The sequence below is a fragment of the Gellertiella sp. DMC107 genome (assembly GCF_056313605.1).
Genome location: NZ_JBQUZZ010000003.1, coordinates 224,226 through 244,041, shown reverse-complemented (window position 1 = coordinate 244,041; position 19,816 = coordinate 224,226). Strand labels below are relative to the sequence as shown.

The 19,816-nt window shown below is 61.7% G+C and carries 22 protein-coding genes and 1 tRNA gene; 19 read left to right on the top strand and 4 right to left on the bottom strand.

Annotation, left to right across the window (positions count from 1 at the left end; genetic code table 11):
• Positions 1-45 precede the first annotated feature (45 nt).
• The 5 genes from ACT54B_RS11940 (at position 46) to ACT54B_RS11920 (ending at position 3,392) form a co-directional block, all read left to right on the top strand.
• On the top strand, positions 46-909 hold the full coding sequence (locus tag ACT54B_RS11940) for a D-amino-acid transaminase (RefSeq protein WP_476045137.1): 864 nt from the start codon (positions 46-48) through the stop codon (positions 907-909).
• 108 nt (positions 910-1,017) lie between these two features.
• Positions 1,018-1,260, top strand: a complete 243-nt coding sequence (gene hfq / locus ACT54B_RS11935) for an RNA chaperone Hfq (RefSeq protein ID WP_183365959.1) — start codon at positions 1,018-1,020, stop codon at positions 1,258-1,260.
• A 212-nt stretch (positions 1,261-1,472) separates the two neighbouring features.
• Positions 1,473-2,807 (top strand): GTPase HflX, encoded by a 1,335-nt coding sequence (gene hflX, locus ACT54B_RS11930; protein WP_476045136.1) that lies wholly within the window; start codon positions 1,473-1,475, stop codon positions 2,805-2,807.
• A 52-nt stretch (positions 2,808-2,859) separates the two neighbouring features.
• Positions 2,860-3,072 carry an antitoxin PaaA2 family protein gene (locus ACT54B_RS11925; protein WP_476045135.1) on the top strand — a complete coding sequence of 71 codons (213 nt, stop codon included), beginning with the start codon at positions 2,860-2,862 and terminating at the stop codon, positions 3,070-3,072.
• The gene (locus tag ACT54B_RS11920) at positions 3,072-3,392 is read left to right on the top strand and encodes a type II toxin-antitoxin system RelE/ParE family toxin (RefSeq protein WP_476045134.1); all 321 of its coding nucleotides are present in this window, start codon (positions 3,072-3,074) and stop codon (positions 3,390-3,392) included. The genes ACT54B_RS11925 and ACT54B_RS11920 overlap by 1 nt, the downstream gene beginning before the upstream one ends.
• Positions 3,393-3,417: 25 nt before the next feature.
• Here the strand turns inward: ACT54B_RS11920 and mazG are convergent, their stop codons facing one another.
• Both mazG and ACT54B_RS11910 read right to left on the bottom strand, forming a co-directional pair.
• Entirely contained in the window at positions 3,418-4,245 is an 828-nt protein-coding gene (gene mazG, locus ACT54B_RS11915; protein ID WP_476045133.1) for a nucleoside triphosphate pyrophosphohydrolase, read from the bottom strand.
• Between the two features lie 13 nt (positions 4,246-4,258).
• Positions 4,259-4,846: a deaminase gene (locus ACT54B_RS11910; protein WP_476045131.1), complete on the bottom strand. Its 588-nt coding sequence runs from the start codon at positions 4,844-4,846 to the stop codon at positions 4,259-4,261.
• A gap of 251 nt (positions 4,847-5,097) precedes the next feature.
• On the opposite strand from ACT54B_RS11910, the gene cysG reads away from it, so the two are divergent.
• The 5 genes from cysG (at position 5,098) to ACT54B_RS11885 (ending at position 10,107) form a co-directional block, all read left to right on the top strand.
• Positions 5,098-6,546: a siroheme synthase CysG gene (gene cysG / locus ACT54B_RS11905; protein WP_476045130.1), complete on the top strand. Its 1,449-nt coding sequence runs from the start codon at positions 5,098-5,100 to the stop codon at positions 6,544-6,546.
• Positions 6,539-6,853: a DUF2849 domain-containing protein gene (locus ACT54B_RS11900; RefSeq protein WP_476045129.1), complete on the top strand. Its 315-nt coding sequence runs from the start codon at positions 6,539-6,541 to the stop codon at positions 6,851-6,853. Before cysG ends, ACT54B_RS11900 begins: the two co-directional genes overlap by 8 nt.
• Positions 6,854-6,861: 8 nt before the next feature.
• Entirely contained in the window at positions 6,862-8,535 is a 1,674-nt protein-coding gene (locus tag ACT54B_RS11895) for a nitrite/sulfite reductase (RefSeq protein ID WP_476045127.1), read from the top strand.
• 10 nt (positions 8,536-8,545) lie between these two features.
• Positions 8,546-9,058, top strand: coding sequence for a DUF934 domain-containing protein (locus ACT54B_RS11890; RefSeq protein ID WP_476045126.1), 513 nt, complete (start codon positions 8,546-8,548; stop codon positions 9,056-9,058).
• Positions 9,059-9,294: 236 nt separating this feature from the next.
• Positions 9,295-10,107, top strand: a complete 813-nt coding sequence (locus ACT54B_RS11885; protein ID WP_476045125.1) for a ferredoxin--NADP reductase — start codon at positions 9,295-9,297, stop codon at positions 10,105-10,107.
• Positions 10,108-10,181: 74 nt separating this feature from the next.
• Here ACT54B_RS11885 and ACT54B_RS11880 read toward each other — a convergent pair whose 3' ends face one another.
• A complete protein-coding gene (locus tag ACT54B_RS11880; RefSeq protein ID WP_476045124.1) occupies positions 10,182-10,424 on the bottom strand; it encodes a hypothetical protein in 243 nt (80 codons plus the stop codon).
• Positions 10,425-10,726: 302 nt separating this feature from the next.
• Positions 10,727-11,350, bottom strand: a complete 624-nt coding sequence (locus ACT54B_RS11875) for a GntR family transcriptional regulator (protein ID WP_476045122.1) — start codon at positions 11,348-11,350, stop codon at positions 10,727-10,729.
• A 281-nt stretch (positions 11,351-11,631) separates the two neighbouring features.
• On the opposite strand from ACT54B_RS11875, the gene bioB reads away from it, so the two are divergent.
• The 9 genes from bioB (at position 11,632) to ACT54B_RS11830 (ending at position 19,802) form a co-directional block, all read left to right on the top strand.
• On the top strand, positions 11,632-12,639 hold the full coding sequence (gene bioB / locus ACT54B_RS11870) for a biotin synthase BioB (RefSeq protein WP_476045120.1): 1,008 nt from the start codon (positions 11,632-11,634) through the stop codon (positions 12,637-12,639).
• Complete coding sequence (locus ACT54B_RS11865; protein WP_476045119.1) at positions 12,636-13,784, top strand: 8-amino-7-oxononanoate synthase; 1,149 nt, start codon at positions 12,636-12,638, stop codon at positions 13,782-13,784. The genes bioB and ACT54B_RS11865 overlap by 4 nt, the downstream gene beginning before the upstream one ends.
• A 2-nt stretch (positions 13,785-13,786) precedes the next feature.
• On the top strand, positions 13,787-14,425 hold the full coding sequence (gene bioD, locus ACT54B_RS11860) for a dethiobiotin synthase (protein ID WP_476045117.1): 639 nt from the start codon (positions 13,787-13,789) through the stop codon (positions 14,423-14,425).
• A complete protein-coding gene (locus ACT54B_RS11855) occupies positions 14,422-15,702 on the top strand; it encodes an adenosylmethionine--8-amino-7-oxononanoate transaminase (RefSeq protein WP_476045116.1) in 1,281 nt (426 codons plus the stop codon). The genes bioD and ACT54B_RS11855 overlap by 4 nt, the downstream gene beginning before the upstream one ends.
• Positions 15,699-16,688, top strand: coding sequence for a beta-ketoacyl-ACP synthase III (locus ACT54B_RS11850; RefSeq protein WP_476045115.1), 990 nt, complete (start codon positions 15,699-15,701; stop codon positions 16,686-16,688). The genes ACT54B_RS11855 and ACT54B_RS11850 overlap by 4 nt, the downstream gene beginning before the upstream one ends.
• A gap of 164 nt (positions 16,689-16,852) precedes the next feature.
• Positions 16,853-17,284 (top strand): hypothetical protein, encoded by a 432-nt coding sequence (locus ACT54B_RS11845; protein ID WP_476045113.1) that lies wholly within the window; start codon positions 16,853-16,855, stop codon positions 17,282-17,284.
• Positions 17,285-17,494: 210 nt separating this feature from the next.
• Positions 17,495-17,584: transfer RNA gene (locus ACT54B_RS11840), tRNA-Ser, on the top strand.
• Positions 17,585-17,808: 224 nt separating this feature from the next.
• Positions 17,809-18,555, top strand: coding sequence for an FkbM family methyltransferase (locus ACT54B_RS11835; protein WP_476045112.1), 747 nt, complete (start codon positions 17,809-17,811; stop codon positions 18,553-18,555).
• Positions 18,556-18,746: 191 nt separating this feature from the next.
• The gene (locus ACT54B_RS11830) at positions 18,747-19,802 is read left to right on the top strand and encodes a septal ring lytic transglycosylase RlpA family protein (RefSeq protein WP_476045110.1); all 1,056 of its coding nucleotides are present in this window, start codon (positions 18,747-18,749) and stop codon (positions 19,800-19,802) included.
• The last annotated feature ends 14 nt before the right edge of the window (positions 19,803-19,816 follow it).

Below are 19,816 nucleotides of genomic sequence, written 5' to 3'. Positions count from 1 at the left end.
GGACGCCGGATCTTCCCCTGTCTAGAACCAGCCAAGAGGCCGATTATGCCCAGGATTGCCTATGTGAACGGACGCTATCAGCCGCATGACGATGCGGCCGTCCATATCGAGGACCGGGGATTCCAGTTCGCCGATGGCGTTTACGAGGTATGTGAGGTTCGCCACGGCGTTATTGTCGATCTGACGCGTCATCTCAATCGTCTGGAGCGCTCTCTGGGCGAGCTGGACATGCGGATGCCGATGAGCCGTGCAGCGCTTACACAGGTCATCCGGGAAGTGCTGCGGCGCAACCGGGTCAAGAACGGTCTCTATTACCTTCAGGTGACCCGCGGACGGGCGAAAAGAGACCATGTCTATCCCGCGGCCGATACGCCCATGACCGTGGTGGTCACGGCCAAGAGCACCGATCCGGCGATCATCGCGAATAAGAACGCGCGGGGAATCGCTGCCATTACCGTGCCTGACAACCGCTGGGAGCGGGTCGATATCAAGACGGTGGGTCTTCTGCCCAACTGCATGGCGCGTCAGAAGGCCAAGGAAGCGGGAGCGCAGGAAGCGATTTATGTGGATGAACAGGGTCGCGTCACAGAAGGTGCCGCCACCAATGTCTGGATCGTGGACGGCGAGGGCCGTCTCGTCACCCGACCCGCCGAACAGGGCATTTTGCGCGGGATTACACGCACAACGCTGATGGATGTGACGAAAACTCTCGGAATCGAGGTGAAGGAAGCCTATTTTTCCGTTGAAGACATGCTGAATGCCCGCGAGGTCTTCATAACGGCCGCCACCAGCATTTGCTTTCCCATCGTTTCGATCGATGGAAAAACCGTCGCAAACGGCCATCCGGGCAGCGTGTCACAGAAAATTCGTGAGGCCTTTTTCGACATTGCGGAAAAGACGCCGATTTGATACTCAATTCGCGGGGGCCAGACGGCGGGTAATCCACGTTGGCCAAGGGACGGACGTGATTAGTAACCGGTCGTAAGACCGGCAAGAACGAAAGAAAGAATCGGCGCTATGGCGGAACGTTCTCAGAACTTGCAGGACCTTTTTCTCAATACGGTTCGCAAGCAGAAGATTTCCCTTACAATATTCTTGATCAACGGCGTCAAACTGACGGGCGTTGTCACTTCATTTGATAATTTCTGCGTTCTGCTTCGCCGCGATGGGCATTCTCAGCTTGTCTACAAGCATGCCATTTCGACCATCATGCCCGGCCAGCCGATGCAGATGTTCGAGTCGGAAGAACAATCGGCCTGATTTTCCCGGGATCCTGAACGGGCGAAACGGCGTTGCCTTAGCGGCGGCGCCGTCATAGTCTGTTGGATCAAGAGCAGCGAACCGCCTTCACCACCGTCGCCGATCCGTGAGAACACAGGAAGCGGCCGCCATTTGCCAGGACAAGTCCCATAAGCATTCGCGACACGAACAACGAATCGATCATTCCCGAGAAGGAAAAGCACCGCGACGACATGCGCGCAGTGGTGATCGTTCCCGTACTCAAACAGCCTGCCAAGCCCCAACGGGGCCAGCCGGGCGCGGACGTGCCGCCGCAGGCCGCCCCTCGCTCCAACGAGGCGCGGCTGGAGGAGGCGATCGGTCTTGCCCGTGCGATTGAGCTGGTCATTGCGGAGGGGCTGATCGTGACCATCGCGGCGCCGCGCCCGGCGACCCTGCTCGGAACGGGAAAGATTGAAGAAGTCAAGGATCTGCTCGATGCGCACGATGCCGGGCTCGTCATCCTCGACCACCCGCTCACGCCCGTGCAGCAGCGCAATCTGGAAAAGGAATGGAATGCGAAGGTGATCGACCGCACCGGTCTGATCCTGGAGATCTTCGGCCGCCGCGCCTCCACCAAGGAAGGCACGCTGCAGGTCGATCTCGCCCATCTCAATTATCAGAAGGGCCGGCTCGTTCGGTCCTGGACCCACCTTGAGCGCCAGCGCGGCGGTGCGGGTTTCATGGGCGGTCCCGGCGAAACGCAGATCGAGGCCGACCGCCGCCTGTTGCAGGACCGGATCGTCCGACTGGAGCGCGAGCTGGAACAGGTGGTGCGCACCCGCCAGCTGCATCGCGCCAAGCGCCGAAAGGTGCCACATCCCATCGTGGCGCTGGTCGGCTATACCAATGCCGGTAAGTCCACCCTGTTCAACCGGATCACCGGGGCAGGGGTGCTGGCCGAAGACATGCTTTTCGCAACGCTTGATCCCACGCTTCGGCGCATGAAACTGCCACATGGCCGGACCGTCATTCTCTCCGATACGGTGGGCTTCATTTCCGACCTGCCGACCCATCTGGTTGCGGCCTTCCGCGCGACGCTGGAAGAGGTGCTGGAGGCCAACATCATCCTGCATGTGCGGGATATGTCCGACCCCGACAATGGCGCGCAGGCGGCCGACGTCTATCGCATCCTCGGCGATCTCGGCATTGACGAGAAAGATCGATCCGAGCGACTGATCGAAGTCTGGAACAAGATCGACAAGCTGGAGCTCGAAGCGGCGGATGCCTTGACCCAGAAGGCGGCAGCGACGCAGAACACCATGGCGGTCTCCGCCATCGCCGGCACGGGTATCGACCATCTTCTGGAAGAGGTGCAGGAACGGCTCTCGGGGGTGATGACCGAGACATCGGTCGTTCTGCCACCGGAAAAGATGAAGCTTCTGCCCTGGATCTATTCCAACGCGATTGTCGACGAGCGCGAGGATCTGGAGGACGGCTCCGTCCGCCTCGACCTCCGCCTGACCGAAAGCCAGGCCGAGGAACTCGACGGCCGCCTCGGCAACGCCCGCCCCAAACCGGAATGGTGAGGCTTGCGGCATTTCCACGTCGTGCTAATATGCGCGAAATGGAGACTGTACGATGACGAAACCGAATTCGACCGGGACCGATGTGGACTTCCTGGAATTCGTCGGTGACGACGACGAGGACGTGGTTTTGACGGCTGAAGACGAGACCTGGCTTCGGGCGGAAATCCAAAAGTCACTGGATGATCCGCGGCCGAGCGTGTCCATCGAGGAGGTGGAGCGCAGGTTGGATGCCATGTTCCGCAAGCACCGGCAGATGGCGGGCTGATGACCGGGTTTCCGGTCATTCTGAGACCGGAGGCATTTCGTGATATACGCGCAATATATTTTTATATTTTAGATATTACAAAAGATGCTGCCTTTGCCGAGGCCTATGTCATGCGCTTGCGTGGCAGGATAAGGGCATTGAGCGGATTTCCCCATGTCGGTAAGCGCCGTGACACGCTGTCACCAGGACTGCGGTCCATCCGGTTCGAGCGCACATACACGATCTTTTACGTGATTACCGAGAGCCACGTGGAAATCACGCGTATTCTCGGCTCGCGACAGGATCACGAGCGGATCCTCCAGAGGCGTAAGGAAACCTGAGCCGCCGCGAGGGTGGGCGGCCGTCCTACTCCCGCTCACCCTTCTTGGCGTCCTGCCAGAATTCCTCCATGCGGTCGAGGCTGGCGGCTTCGAGTGTTTCGCCGGCTTCGGTGAGCTTCTTCTCGATATGGGCGAAGCGACGGCGGAACTTGGTGTTGGTGCCGCGCAGCGCCATTTCCGGATCGGCTTTCACATGCCGGCCGATATTGACGGTGGCGAAGATGAGGTCGCCGAGTTCGTCCGCGACCTTGTCCTTACGGCCTTCGGCCAGCGCCTGGCGCAGCTCGCCGATTTCCTCCTCGATCTTGTCGAGGATAGGGGCGGGGTCGGACCAGTCGAAGCCAACTTTTGCCGCCTGCTCCTGCAGCTTGAGCGCTTCCATCAGGGCGGGGAAGGCGCGGGGGACGGAGCCGAGATGGCCCGCCTTGAAGTCCTCGGTGATGCCGCGTTTCGCCCGACGCTCGGCCCGTTCTGCCTTCTCGGCCTTCTTGATTGCATCCCACTGGAGCTTCACCGCACCCGGTGTATCTGCGTCAGAGCGGGCAAAGACATGCGGATGGCGGCGGATCATCTTGGACGTCACGGCCTTCACCACGTCTTCGAAGGTGAATTCACCGGCCTCCTCGGCCATGCGCGCATGGAAGACCACCTGTAGCAGCAAGTCGCCCAGTTCCTCGCAGAGATCGTCCATGTCGCCGCGCTCGATGGCATCGGCGACCTCATAGGCTTCCTCGATCGTATAGGGCTTGATCGTCTCGAAATCCTGTTCGAGATCCCAGGGACAGCCGGTCACGGGCGTGCGAAGCGCCGCCATGATCTCGAGCAGGCGTTTGATGTCGCCAGACGGTTCCATGATGTCGGTCCGATCAGTTCAGCGGAATGGAGTTGCCGGATTTCGAGGCCTGATAGGTCTCGGAAAGACGGGCGTATTCGGCGTTGATCCGTGCCCATTGGTCTTGCATGCGCGCCTTCTCGGCGTCGGGTGCGGCAGCGACCATTTCGCGGAGCGAGCCGGAATGCCAGAAGGCATTCGTCTTGCGATAGCCACCGGGCTCAAGCCCGAAGACCTCTTTCAGGATCTTCAGGTCGTGGGGGATGGCGAAGGCGTCGCGACTGTCCTCGTAAGAGAAGAAGTAGTAGAAATTGTCGAAACCGGCCCAGGTGATTGCCGACATGCACATGGTGCAGGGTTCATGGGTAGAGAGGAAGATCAGGTCCTTCGTGTCCGGCCGTTCGCCCATTTCGTAGAAGCGCTTCAGCGTGTGCACCTCACCGTGCCAGAGCGGATTTTCCAGCTCGTTATTGGTTTCGGCCAGCACCAGCGAGAGATCGGATTTGCGCAGAATGGCGGCGCCAAAAACCTTGTTTCCGGCGGCTACCCCCTTTTGCGTCAGCGGAATGATGTCTTTTTCGATGACATCGAGGAGGCGGGCGGAAAGGGCGGCGTCGGACACGGTCTTTGTTTCCTGTCGGGATTGAGATTGGAGGGTCACCTCAAAACAAATCATCGACCGAGTCAATTGCAGGTGCGCGGCAATCCCCGGCGCTGTCAGGACTGGGCAAATACAGCATCCGGTGATATTTGCTCCAAAACGCCATACACCGAGCAAAGAAATACCAGAGGCCTATCTCCTCGGGATTTCTGTTTCTTCAATAAAATGGCGCTAGAGGCGATAGTCAGGCCTTCTTGAAACAGGATCACCCCATGCGCGAGGCGGCAGATCAGCTCACCGTTTTCCCTGCGTTTTTCCGCGTTGCCGGAAAGACCGTGGCGGTGTTCGGCAATGGCGACGAGGCCTTTGCGAAGGCCCGCCTGCTGCGCAACACACAAGCCGTGATCATCGCCTTCGGCGCCGATCCCGAACCCGACTATGCCGCCTTCCTGAAAGCCGAAGGCATCGCCCATGTGGCTGCGGAGTTCGCACACGCGCAGGTAAAGGGCATGGTGCTGGTCTTTGCGGCGACGGGTGACGAACACCTCGATCAGCAGATCGTGGCGGCTGCCCGGGCGGAAAAGATTCCGGCAAATGCCGTCGACCAGCCCGAATTCTGCGATTTCATCACGCCCGCTCTGGTCAACCGTGCGCCTGTGGCCGTTGCGATCGGCACGGAAGGGGCGGGTCCGGTGCTTGCCCAGATGATCAGGGCGCAGGTGGACCAGATCCTTGCGCCTTCGCTTGGCCGGCTTGCGCAGATGGCCAATCTCTATCGCCGCGCCGCTGACCATCTCCTTCCGAAGGGAGCAGCCCGCCGGATTTTCTGGCGCCGCTTCTTCACCGGCGAAGTGGCCGATGCGGTCAATCGCGGCGATCTCTCCGAAGCGCGCCGCAAGGCGACCCGCCTCATCCGTTCCATCGACCGCCCCGAAGGCCATGTCTGGCTGGTGGGCGCCGGCCCCGGCGCGGAAGACCTTCTGACGCTCCGCGCCCAGCGCGTGATGATGGAAGCGGACGTGATCGTCTTCGACGCCCTCGTCCCGCAGGAGATCGTTGACATGGGTCGCCGCGATGCGGAGCGCATTTCGGTCGGCAAGCGCAAGGGCTGCCATTCCAAGAAGCAGGACGAGATCAGCGATCTGCTGGTGGAGCTGGGTCAGGCCGGTAAGCGCGTGGTGCGCCTCAAGTCGGGCGATCCGCTGGTCTATGGCCGTGCGATGGAGGAAATGCAGGCGCTGCGCGATGCGGGAATTTCCTACGAGATCGTGCCCGGTATCACCTCCGCTTTTGCCGCGGCTGCGGATTTCGAGCTGCCGCTGACGCTGCGCGGCGTCGCCTCCTCGCTGATCTTCACGACAGGTCATGATCTGGCTGGCGACGTGCTGCCCGACTGGGCGAGCCTTGCCATCTCCGGCGCAACGGTCGCCGTCTACATGGGCCGCACGGTGGCGGCCTCGGTGGCCGAAAGGCTGATGCAGGTTGGCCTGTCGCCGGATACGACGGTTGCCGTCATTGAAAATGCCAGCCGCCGCAATCGCCGGCTGCTGCACGGAACGCTGAAGGATCTGCCCGATCTCGAGCATCGCGACGAGCTGACGGGACCCGTCATGGTCATCATCGGCGATGCGGTGGCGGGCGCAAACTTCGCACAGTCTCAATCGCTGGTCGGCGAAAAAGCCGAAGCCCGCGAACTGGTAGGGAATGGAAGCCATGGCTGACAAGGTATTGACGGGAAACAGGCTGACGGACGGTATCGCCGTGTGGCTGGATGCATCGGGCCATTGGACCGAGAGCCTTCAGGATGCGCTGGTGGCGCGCCATGCGGAGGCCGTCGCCTCGCTGGAGGAGATCGGCAAGCGCGACTTTGCCGCCAATCTGGTGCTTGACGTCAATGTCATCGATGTGGTCGAGGTGAACGGCAGGATCCGTCCTCTGCGCCTGCGCGAGCGCATCCGCGCCGAAGGCCCGACCATGGAATATGCCGCCGGCTACAAGGCCGCCGATCCCGACTTCATTGCCGCCTGAGAGAACCCATGTACCGTTACGATGAATTCGACCACGCCTTTGTGAATGCGCGCGTCGCCCAGTTCCGCGATCAGGTAGAGCGCCGCCTCTCCGGCGAGCTGTCCGAGGATGCCTTCCGCCCGCTGCGCCTGATGAATGGCGTCTATCTGCAGCTGCATGCTTACATGCTGCGCGTGGCCATTCCCTATGGCACGCTGAATTCGAAGCAGATGCGGATGCTCGCACACATCGCCCGGAAATATGACCGCGGCTATGGCCATTTCACCACCCGCCAGAACATCCAGTACAACTGGCCGAAGCTGTCGGACACGCCGGATATTCTGGCCGAACTCGCGACCGTGGAAATGCACGCGCTGCAGACCTCGGGCAACTGCATCCGCAACGTGACGGCGGATCATTTCGCCGGAGCCGCGCAGGACGAGGTCGCCGATCCCCGGCCTTATGCAGAAATTCTGCGCCAGTGGTCGTCGGTCCACCCGGAATTCTCGTTCCTGCCGCGTAAGTTCAAGATTGCCGTAACGGGTGCCGAGCGTGACCGCGCCGCGATCCAGGTGCACGATATCGGCCTGCATCTGAAGAAGAACGATACGGGCGAGCTGGGCTTTGCCGTCTATGTCGGGGGCGGGCAGGGCCGTACGCCGATGATCGCCAAGAAGCTCAAGGACTTCCTTCCGGAGGAAGACCTGCTCTCCTACATCACCGCCATCATGCGCGTGTACAACCTGCATGGCCGGCGCGACAACAAGTACAAGGCGCGCATCAAGATCCTCGTGCACGAAACGGGCACCGAAGAACTGGCCCGCCAGGTGGATGCGGAATTCGCCGAGCTGAAGAACACCGAGCTGAAGCTTCCGGAAGCCGACGTGAAGGCGATTGCCGCCTATTTCGCGCCGCCGGATCTGCCGGCCCGTGCCGAAGGCTGGGCAAGCCTTGCCGAGTGGAAGAAGCGCGATGAGGAATTCGCCCGCTGGGTGAACAACAACGTCAAGCCGCACAAGCATCCCGACTACGGCATGGTGACGATTTCCCTGAAGCCCATCGGCGGCATTCCGGGCGATGCGACCGATGCGCAGATGGACGTGGTGGCAAACATCGCCGCTGAATATGCACAGGACGAGATCCGCATCAGCCACGAGCAGAACATCGTGCTGCCGCATGTGGCGCTGGCCGATCTCGAGCCGGTCTACCGGGCACTGGTGGTAAGCGGTCTTGCGACCGCCAATTCCAACCTGATCACCGATATCATCGCCTGCCCGGGGCTGGATTATTGCGCGCTTGCCAATGCCCGCTCGATCCCCGTCGCGCAGGAAATCTCCTCCCGTTTCGGCGCACCCGAGCGGCAGGAGGAAATCGGCGAACTGAAGATCAAGATCTCCGGCTGCATCAATGCCTGCGGCCATCACCATGTCGGCCATATCGGCCTTCTGGGCGTGGAGAAGAAGGGCGCCGAGCTCTACCAGATCACGCTCGGTGGTTCGGGTGATGAAAACACCTCCATCGGCGAAATCATCGGCCGTGGCTTCGAGCCGGAAAAGGTGACGGATGCGGTGGCAACCATTGTCGACACCTATCTCGGCCTGCGGCTTTCGAAGGAAGAGACCTTCCTCGACGCCTATCGCCGTGTCGGGCCGCAGCCCTTCAAGGTGGCGCTCTACGGCGCCGTGACCGAAGCCGCGGAATAAGGATCTATCAATGACCAGACTCTGGACCGAAGCAGGTTTCGTCACGAACGATCCCTTTGTCATCGAAACCGAAGACCGCAAGGCGGGCGAGGGCGAGCAGCCCGTTCGGCCGTTGGCGGATTTCCTGGCCTATGCCGAAGCCAGCAACGAGAGCGGCCTGGCCGTGCTGATCAAGCCCGCCGACGATGTGCGGGCGCTTGCGCCCTATCTCGACCGCATTGCCCTTGTGGCCGTGGAATTTCCCGCCTTCAACGATGGCCGGGCCTTCAGCCATGCCTCGCTGCTGCGCGACCGCCTGAACTATCAGGGTGACGTGCGGGCTGTGGGAGACGTGCTGATCGACCCGATCCCGCTCATGCTCCGCTGCGGCATCACCAGCTTTGCGGTGAAGAATGCGACGGCTCTGAAGCGGCTTGCGGAAGGCCGCCTGCCGGGCATCGACCAGCATTACCAGCCGGCCGCACGCGAAAGCGCCAATCCCGGCTCCTATAGCTGGCGTCGCAACGCCAAGCCGGCGGCCTGATCGCCGAACCCGGCCCTACCATGCGGCGCGATGACGTGCCGCATGGCTTCTTGATCAAAATCAAGGTAGACGCCCCCGGCATAGGGCATACAGAATGCCATCGGCTTGGGGCCGGAATATTCTCCATCGGCTGAAGACCGTGGCACGCTTTACCTTTATCTGCAGCGCAACATGTAATATCAGCCTAGCCGTGCCCAAAAGGCAGTGAACCGGAAGACCACAGGACTCGACCGCTGATGAACGCTCCCGCCAAGACCGAAGATTTCGCTGAATCCATTCCCGCCGGCGTCTATGCCGAGAAGGTGCTGAGCGTCACTCACTACACGGATCGCCTGTTCCGTTTCCGCATGACGCGCCCGGAAGGCTTCCGCTTCCGCTCCGGCGAGTTCGCCATGATTGGCTTGATGGTCGAGGGCAAGCCGATTTATCGCGCCTATTCGATTGCCAGCCCTTCCTGGGATGAGGAGTTGGAATTCTTCTCGATCAAGGTTCCGGATGGCCCGCTGACCCAGCACCTCCAGAAGATCCAGCCGGGCGACACCGTGCTGATGCGCAAGAAGCCGACCGGCACGCTGGTGCTCGATGCGCTCACCCCCGGCAAGCGCCTCTACATGTTCTCGACCGGTACCGGCATCGCGCCCTTCGCCAGTCTGATCCGCGACCCCGAGACCTATGAAAAGTTCGAGGAAGTCATCCTCACCCATACCTGCCGCGAAGTGGCAGAGCTGAAATATGGTTTCGACCTGATCGAGGAAATTCGCTCCAACGAGCTGCTCTCCGAAATCGTTGGCGACAAGTTGAAGCACTATGCGACCGTCACCCGCGAAGACTACCCCTTCCAGGGTCGCATCACCGACCTGATGGCCAATGGCAAGCTGTTTGCGGATCTCGGCGTGCCCGCGCTCGACCCGGCGGTCGACCGTGGCATGATCTGCGGTTCCGCCGCCATGTTGAAGGACACCAAGGAATTGCTGGAAAAGGCCGGACTGACCGAAGGTGCCAACAACAAGCCGGCCGAATTCGTTATCGAGCGCGCCTTCGTCGGCTGATCTCTCGAAACCGCGTGCCTGTTTCGACGCCGCTCTCCCTCCGGAGGGCGGCGTTTTTCATGGCCTTGGCACCGTCATTTTTCCTGCGCCAGGCGATCCATGTCCCGCAGCTCCGCCATGGCCAGATCGAGCCGCACCGGCGCAGGTGGCAGCACTTCGACCACGGAAGGGGAGGAAGACTTCGGGGCAGGGGGCGATGACGCACCCGGGCGCCTGAAGATCAGCCATGCCACGCCATAGATCGTCGCATGGGGCAAAACCACCATCAGGGCTTTGATCCAATCCGGTGAGGATGTGTAGAGCTCGTTGATATCCATGCTGACTCCCGCGTCAAGAGGAGCCACCGGCGGCCATGGATTAGCCACCGGTGACCGGGGAGTAGAAAAACCGTACATCAACGGCCGCCCCGGCTTTTAAACCGAAGTTCTGGACATGACCGGGGCCTCCCGGCCGCTTGGCAGGAAAGCTAATGGGTTCGGGAGGCGCTGATCAAGGCGCCGCCGATTGATGTAAGGGGTTTTCTAAGCCCCGGGACACAGGAATTCTCCCGCATCCTGAAGGGAAGGTTAGCAGTGCCGCATATTTAGTCAACGCTTTTTTAGGCCGACCTCAATATGTATCACCGCTTCACCAGATAATCCATCAGCGCCGTCATGGCGCGGGAGGCGCCGGACACATCGCCCTGCTGGATTGCGCGGATGACGGCGACGTGGAGGGAGATGGAGCGGTCCATCCGCTCGTGACTGGCCGTCGAGAACCACAGCCGCCGCGCATGGGTCTGCAGAGGCGCCAGCGCCGACGTCAGAAAGCGGTTCGGGCAGGCATCTTCCATGATTTCGTCGAAGAGCTTGTCGGCCGCAAGAAAGGCGGCCATGTCGCCCGTCACGGCGCAGGTGGTCATCGTCTGCGCGCAGGCGAGCAGGCGGGCGCGCTGCTCCGCATTGGCATGCCGGGCGACGAGACCGGCGGCAACCGGCTCCAGTTCTGCCCGCACCTGCAGGATCTGTGCATAGTCGTCGGGGCCGATCTCGGTCACCTGGAGCCCGACCCGGGGCCGCACTTCGATCAGGCCCTGCCAGGCGAGCTTCTGTATCGCTTCCCGCACCGGCGTGCGGCCCTGACCGGCAAGGTCGATCAGCTGTTTTTCCGTCACCAGCGAGCCGGGCTTGAGCTTCAGCGTGACGATCAGGCTCTCCAGCGCGAGATAGGCCTGATGGCTGAGGGAATCGGCTGCTGCGGCCATGACAATAGTCCTAACTGATATATCAGGATGGTGGCAGAGCAGGGCGGCAAGATCAAGGTGGGTGATATATCAGTCTGATCTTTTGCGCTGCGTCCGAATACGACGTCTTTCCATCTTTTCTTTGCCCCTATGGCATGCGAACGTCATCAGAATGAATGCCTTCGCCCCTGATAAGAGGGGTCGGGGAAAATTATAGATAATTCTTGAAACTATCTACGAAAGCGGGCAAGGGTGAGTGCCCTAGCGCTTTCGACATGCCAACAGAAGGACTGCGACACGCGATGCTCGACAAGATTTCCGCCGACCAGACGCCCTCTGCCGTATCCGGTGCCTCCACCGGCCGCGTGACAGCCGAAGAGGCCCGGCGCATCTATAACCAGCCCTTCAACGATCTGATGTTCGAGGCGCAGACGGTCCATCGCCGCCATTTCGATGCCAATGCGGTCCAGATGAGCCGCCTTCTGTCCATCAAGACCGGCGGTTGCCCGGAGGATTGCGGCTATTGCAGCCAGTCTGCCCACGCCCCGACCGGCCTCAAGGCCTCCAAGCTGATGGAGGTGGAGCGCGTGCTGGCCGAGGCCCGCAAAGCCAAGGAGCAGGGCTCGACCCGCTATTGCATGGGCGCCGCCTGGCGCAGCCCGAAAGAGCGCGACATGGACATGGTCATCGCCATGGTCTCCGGCGTGAAGGCCATGGGCATGGAAACCTGCATGACGCTTGGCATGCTTTCGCCCGAGCAGGCCTTGCGCCTGAAGGATGCCGGCCTCGATTACTATAACCACAATGTCGATACGTCCGAGCGTTACTATAACGAGATCATCACCAGCCGCACCTTCGCAGACCGCCTGGAAACGCTGGACAATGTTCGCAATGCGGGCATGAAGGTCTGCTCCGGCGGCATTCTCGGCATGGGCGAGACGACCGAAGACCGCATCGACATGCTTGTCACGCTCGCCAACCTGCCCGAGCCGCCCGAGAGCGTTCCGATCAACATGCTGATCCCGATCCCCGGCACGAAGCTCGAGAATGCCGATCCCGTCGATCCGATCGATTTCGTCCGCGCCATCGCGCTTGCCCGCATCCTGATGCCGACCAGTCATGTGCGGCTCTCGGCGGGGCGCACCGAAATGAGCGACGAACTGCAGGCGCTCTGCTTCATGGCCGGTGCCAACTCGATCTTTACGGGCGATGTTCTGCTGACGGCCGACAATCCCGGCGAAAGCCATGACGAGGCGCTGTTCCGCAAGCTCGGCCTGAAGCCGGAACCGCTGGGGTGCGATGCGGAATGAGCGACCGGCTTGCCCGGTACAGCCGCACACTCGCCGGCCTTGAGAGAAAAGGCCGGCGCCGCGCGCTGCTTCCGGAGGCGGGACGCGATTTCACCTCCAACGACTTTCTCGGCCTTGCCAATTCTCCACGCCTGAAGGGCGCGATAGAAGATGCTCTTTCTCGCGGCGTGCCCGTCGGCTCCGGCGGCTCTCGGCTGCTGCGCGGCAACCATCCGGAACACGAAGCGCTGGAGGCGGAAGCCGCCGCCTTTTTCGGCGTGGGTGCCTGCCTCTATTTCGGCAACGGCTTCACGGCAAACCTGGCGCTCTTCTCGGCCCTGCCACAGCGCGAGGACTGCATCTTTCACGATGACCTCGTGCATGCGAGCGCGCTCGACGGAATCAGCCAGAGCAAGGCATCGGCTGTCGCCTTTCCCCACAATGACCTCGATGCCCTGGAAGACGCCATCGCCGCATGGCGGCGCGGTGGGGGCAGGGGCCATGCCTGGATCGCGGTCGAAAGCCTGTATTCCATGGATGGCGATTTCGCGCCGCTTGCCGATCTGGCCGCACTCGCGGACCGCCACGATGCCTTTCTGGTGATCGATGAGGCCCACGCGACCGGTGTCCATGGAGAGGGCGGCCGGGGCGCCGGGCATTTCCTCGAAGGCCGGGAAAACGTGATCTCGCTGCACACCTGCGGCAAGGGACTTGGCGCATCCGGTGCCCTCCTGGGCGCGGATCGCGTGCTGGTCGACTATCTCGTCAACAGGGCCCGGCCCTTCATCTATTCCACCTCGCCTTCGCCGCTGATGGCGGCTTGCGTGCGCGAGGCCCTGAAGATCGTGGCGGATGAGCCCGAGCGGCGGGAGAACCTCGCCGCTCGGATGTCACGGGCCGGTGACCTGCTGCGCCAGCGGCTGGGGATCGATCCCGGCCCCTCGCAGATCATCCCCGTCCCGATCGGCGACAATGCCCGCTCCGTGCGCATTGCCGCCCGGATGCGCGAGGCGGGTTTCGACATCCGCGCCATCCGTCCTCCGACGGTGCCGGAGGGCACAGCCCGGCTCAGGCTCTCCTTGACGTTGAATGTAACGATGGACGACATCTCTGCCATGGTGGACCGCCTGGCAGAAATCATGCAGTCCGAAATGCCCGGAGAATGATCATGACGACCCCCATCATCGTGACCGGAACCGATACCGGCATTGGCAAGACCGTGTTTTCCGCTGCCCTGTCGGGCGCACTTCAGGCGCGGTACTGGAAGCCGGTGCAATCGGGTCTCGAGGAAGAAACCGATAGCGAGCTGGTGGCTCGTCTTGGCGGCTTGCCTGCGGAAAAGGTGCTGCCGGAACTCTATCGCCTGAAGACGCCGGCATCGCCCCACTATGCCGCCCGCCTCGATGCGGTGGAAATCGCGCTCGACCGGCTGGTGCCGCCGGGAGGCGAGGGGCCGCTCGTGATCGAGGGGGCCGGCGGGCTGATGGTTCCGCTGAACGAGACCGCGACCTATATCGATGTTTTTGCCCGCTGGAAGCACCCGGTCGTGCTCTGTGCCCGCACCATGCTGGGCACGATCAACCACACGCTTCTCTCGCTGGAGGCCCTGCGCGCGCGAAACGTGCCGGTGCTGGGTGTCGCCTTCATCGGCGACGAGATGGAGGAGACACAGCGCATCATCGGCGTGATGGGCAAGGTGAAGATCCTCGGGCGCTTGCCGATGCTGCCGCATCTGGACCGCGATGCGCTCGCCGCGGTCTTTGCCGCAAACTTCCGTCTTGCGGATTTCGAAGAGGTGCTGAAATGAACCATTCGTCGCCCGTCTGGCATCCCTTCACCCAGCATGCGCTGGAACCCGAGATGCGCAAGGCCGTCCGCACGGAGGGAGCCACGATCTTCGACGCGGAAGGCCATGCCATCCTCGATGGCATTTCTTCCTGGTGGGTGATTACCCACGGGCACCGCTATCCCCCCATCATGGAGGCGATCCGCAAGGCGTCGGAAAGCCTCGATCAGGTGATCTTTGCCGAATTCACCCACGAACCGGCTGAAGCCCTGGCCCGCGCGCTTGTGGAGATCGCACCCGAGGGCCTGACCCGGGTTTTCTACTCCGACAGCGGCTCCACCTGTGTGGAGGTGGCGCTGAAGATGGCGCTCGGTCATTTCCACAATCAGGGCATCGACCGCCGCCGGATTGCCGTGCTTGAAGACGGCTATCACGGCGACACGATCGGCACCATGTCGACGGGCGAGCGCGGCGTCTTCAACGCGCCCTATGATCCGCTGCTGTTTTCGGTCGAGCGGCTGCCCTTTCCGGGCCCCTCCCGCGAGAAGGAGCAGGAAACGCTCGATGCCTTCGAGCGCCTGTGCCGCGAAGGTGGCATGGCGGCGCTGCTGGTCGAGCCGCTTGTGCTGGGTGCCGGCGGCATGCGCTTCTACCGGCCAGAGGTGTTGAAGGAGCTGCACCGTATCGCCCGCACCCATGGCGTGCTGGTCATCTTCGACGAGGTCATGACCGGCTGGGGACGAACCGGCACCCGCTTCGCCTGCGAGCAGGCAGGTGTTGCGCCCGACATTCTCTGCACCTCCAAAGGCCTGACCGGCGGTGCCATCCCGCTCGCGGTCACGCTATCGACCGAGGAAATTTTCGCCTCCCACCTTTCCACCGACCGCCGGAAGACCTTCTTCCACTCCAGCTCCTTCACCGCCAATCCCATCGCCTGCGCCGCCGGGCTTGCCAATATGGAGGTCTGGGCGAACGAACCGGTGCAGGCGCGCATCGATGCGCTCGGCGAAGCCCATGATCGTCATCTGAAGCGTTTTGCGGGCGACCCGCGCTTCGAGAATATCCGCCGCATGGGCACCATTGCCGCGCTCGACCTCGTGTTTCCGGGGGGTGGTTACCTTGCCGAATGCGGCCCGAAGCTGCGTGCTTTTTTCCGGGAAAAACAATTGCTGATCCGCCCACTCGGCAATGTACTCTATCTCATGACACCCTATTGCGTGACGGAGGCCGAGCTCGACCGCTTCTATGATGGCATCAACGAGGCGGTCAGCCATGTGCTTGGGGAGTTTGGCCGGTGACCGCGGCGCGGACGAGCCGGATGGCTGGCTTCGGCCATGCTGTTCCTGCCCGGATTGTCTCCAATGGCGAGATCGAGACGCAACTTGGCCTTGAAGCCGGCTGGATCGAGCGCCGCACCGGCATTCGGACCCGTCGCTGGGCTGAGCCGGGCGAAACGCTGAGCGATCTGGCGGCCGAAGCGGCCCGCAAGGCGCTTGCCGACAGCGGACTTGCCGCGAACGACATCGGTCTCCTGCTTCTTGCCACCTCCACCCCGGATCATCTTTTGCCGCCCAGCGCCCCCCTTGTCGCCCGTAAGGCCGGTTTGGCGCGGGCAGGGGGCATCGATCTCGCCGGGGCCTGCGCGGGCTTCATCTATGCCCTCACCCTTGCCGATGGTTTCGTGCGGAGCCAGAACAGGCCTGTTCTGATCGTGGCGGCGAATATCCTTTCCCGCCGCATCAATCCGCAGGAACGGGCGAGCGCCGTGCTGTTTGCCGATGCGGCCGGCGCCGTCGTGCTGTCACCGCATGGGGACGCAGGAACCGGCCTGCTGGGCGCCGATCTCCAGGCGGACGGTTCAGCCTATGATCTGATCACCATTCCCGCTGGCGGCTCGGCCAATCCCTTCGCACCCGCCATGGACGCGGACGCGGCGCTGATGACCATGCGCGACGGCCGCGCTGTCTACGAAAAGGCGGTGCGGATGATGGAGGAAACCGGACGGAACGCGCTTGCCGCGGCCGAATTGCCCGCATCTGCGATCACCCGCTTCATTCCGCATCAGGCCAATACGCGCATTTTCGATACGGTCGCGGATCACCTGAAGATCGGCCGTGATCGCACAGAGCGATCCGTGGTGGACTACGGGAACTCTTCCGCGGCCACCATCCCGCTCACGCTTTCCCTTGCCCGGCAAGCCGGCCGTATCGGCCGCCACGACGTGGCGCTGATGACGGCCGCCGGCGCCGGAATGACAGGGGGCGCAGCGGTGTGGCGCTTCTGAAGGCCGTGTGCCCGTAGCGGTCCCTCCGGCCCGAATTTGGACTTGTTCGCCGCTTTCCGAGGCCACAAAATTCAAGGCAGAATCATGCACCGCAGAAATTGTCGCCACAGTGTCCTCGGGAGGGACCGATGCCTCTATTAATTCGTAGAAACGCCTCTCGCCTGATGGCGTTCTTGGCCATCGGCGGCACCTTCCTGGCTGGCAACACGGCATTTGCCGAGGCGCGATTCGAGGATTTCCCCGCGAAAATCTACACCGGCAAAAACGCCAGGCTGAAGCTGGATAGCCCGGAGGTTCGGGCGTTTCGGACCCGGCTGAAGGCGGCCGCAAACGACAAGCCCAATTTCGCGGGACATTACGTGCTTGTGACCTGGGGCTGCGGTGCCCAGTGCGAGCATGGCGCGGCCATCGACGTCACGAATGGTGCGGTCACCTTCCTGCCTGCCACCGTCTGTTGTTGGGAAGACAAGGAGCCCTTGTCCTATCGCCCGGACAGTAACCTCATCGTCGTCGGTGGTGTGCTGGATGAGAGCAGCGAGGATGGCTATCACCCCTTCGTCATGGAAAACGGCACGTTCCGAAAGCTCGGTCCCTGATCGGGCGGAACGGTCCTGCGCCAAAGCTGGTCAAGCCGACGCCGCTCCATCGGCCCCGAAACGCCTCGCCTCGAAGAAACGGGAGCAGGTTGACCCACATGGGAAAGCTGTTAAAAAGCCGGACATTGGTTGATCGACCGTCCCGCCTGTCTTAAAGGGCGGCCTGCTTCCAGCAGAGCCGAGAGGCACAGACGGAGCGATCAAACCGTGGGAAGAGTGTCCGAGTGGTTTAAGGAACCGGTCTTGAAAACCGGCGTGCGGGAAACCGTACCGTGGGTTCGAATCCCACCTCTTCCGCCAATCTTCAGCCTTTTATACGCCGCAGACCAAGCCCGCATGCGGAAGCGCCGTGCAGCGTTTGCCGAGCCTTCACGGTCTTTTTTGTTTCCACGATTGGCCTGAGGCCCTAAGCTCGCTTCGGTCGACTTGCGGGGGCAATCGGGATGACGGGGATTATGGAATGGACGTGCGAGCGGCTGCTGAGGCGGCTCGCGCGGAGAAACCTGCGGTTGGCAGGGGATCACATGGCCATCTACGCTTGGGATTATATCGGTCTCCAGGTGATGATACATGGGGTCTACGAAGGGGACTTCCTGGAGAAAGCCATGCGGTTTCTCCGTGAGCGGGGAACCGACACGGCCGGGATTTTCCTGGATATCGGAGCCAATATCGGAAACCACGCGGTCTATTTTTCCAGATCAGCCAGTCGCGTTCTGGCTTTCGAACCAAATCCGAAAGTTTTCCGGATTCTCGAAATCAACGCCGACGGAAAAGCCATCGAGCCGTGGAATTGCGGCCTGAGCGATCGGGACGCGATGCTCACCTTCCAGCTATCACCGGACAATCTTGGAGAATCGCAGATCGTGGCGAGCCCGGAGGGAGCAGATGGCGAAACCACCCAGATCCTCGTGCGAAAATATGATGGCATTGCAGAGCTGACCGATCTCACCATCGACGTGATGAAGATCGATGTGGAGTTCCACGAATATGAAGTCCTGTCCGGCTGCCGCGAGATGATCGCTCGCTCGAGGCCAGCCATTCTTTTCGAGCAGATGGCAGGCGAGGTGAAGAACGGGACCAGCCGCAGCGTGGAATTCCTGAGAGACCTTGGCTACACGGTCTTTTATTTCGGCCCTGCGTTCGATCTGCCCAAGGGAATTCGGGGCGTTGGCGGTCTGGTTCTCCGCCTCTTCGGTAGTTCGGAAACGTTCCGGCCGCTCACGACCATGCGCAGCAAATCCTACAATCTCGTCGCAATTGCGAACGGGTGAGGGGCTATTCGCTTTGGAACGGTAAGACTGGGTTAACCATATCAATAAGTTAAAAACCGTTCTCCACAATTTAATTCGCATTTTTGCCATCTTCCGCGCATGTTCTGGCAGCCGGTCGACACTGCTCCGGGGGCTATGGATTCCGGGCCGGGCAGTGAACCTGTAAGAGTTATGCGTTGAGGGTAATGATCATGAGCCGTGATGGACGGGGGGTACTTTCCATGGCCTCCAGCATGCGATGGTTCGCGCTGGGCGCTTTATGCGTTGGGCTCGCTTCCTGCGGCACCACCCAAGGTCCGCGGTCCTCCGGAAAGCATGGCAAGGAATATTTCGCGGAGTCCGAATATGGTGTGAAGGCCAGTCCGCGCGTCGTTTTTGGCAAGAATGTCCCGAAGGGCGGCGGCCGCTACATGGTCGGCAAGCCCTATGTCGTCAAGGGCAAGACCTATTACCCCAAGGAAGACAAGAGCTATAACAAGGTCGGAGTCGCGTCCTGGTACGGGTCCGCGTTCCACGGTCGCCTGACGGCCAATGGTGAAGTCTACGATCTTCAGGGGCTGACTGCAGCGCATCCGACGTTTCCCTTGCCTTCCTACGCCCGGGTAACCAACGTCGAGAACGGTTCGTCGATCATCGTGCGTGTCAACGATCGCGGTCCCTACCATTCGAACCGCATTATCGATCTCTCGGGCAAGACGGCCGAAATGCTCGATCTGAAGCACAGCGGAACGGGCAAGGTGCGGGTCCAGTATGTGGGCCGTGCACGGATGGATGGTCACGATATGCCGATGCTCATGGCATCCTATCGGCCGGCTGGCAGCCGTGCACCGTCGGTCATGCCGGAAGGTCAGATTGCGACGGGTGTGATGGTCGCTTCGGCCGAACCGCTGCGCAAGCAGGTTCAGACGCTGGATGCGCAGGCATCGGCTATTGGATATGAAGGCAGCACGCCGAGCGGCGGTGCACCCCGTGCGGATGCTGGCGCGGCCTTTGCCGCCATGCCGGCGGTTGCCGCCGCACCCGCCACCCTGGATGCGCAAGCCGAACTGGCAAGCTTCCCGTCACTTCCTGACGTGGGCCCGTTCCCCTATGAACGCCCCATGTTCTCGTTGGGCGGCGCATCGACGGCTTCCGCCTATATCGAAGTGCCCGATCATGCCGAAGGTCCTTTCGACGCCGTTTTGATCTTCAAGGGTGAGCTGACCGCAGACTCCATCCTCGCCTCCTATCGCCGATCCCATTCCTGACCGGCCTTCGGCGC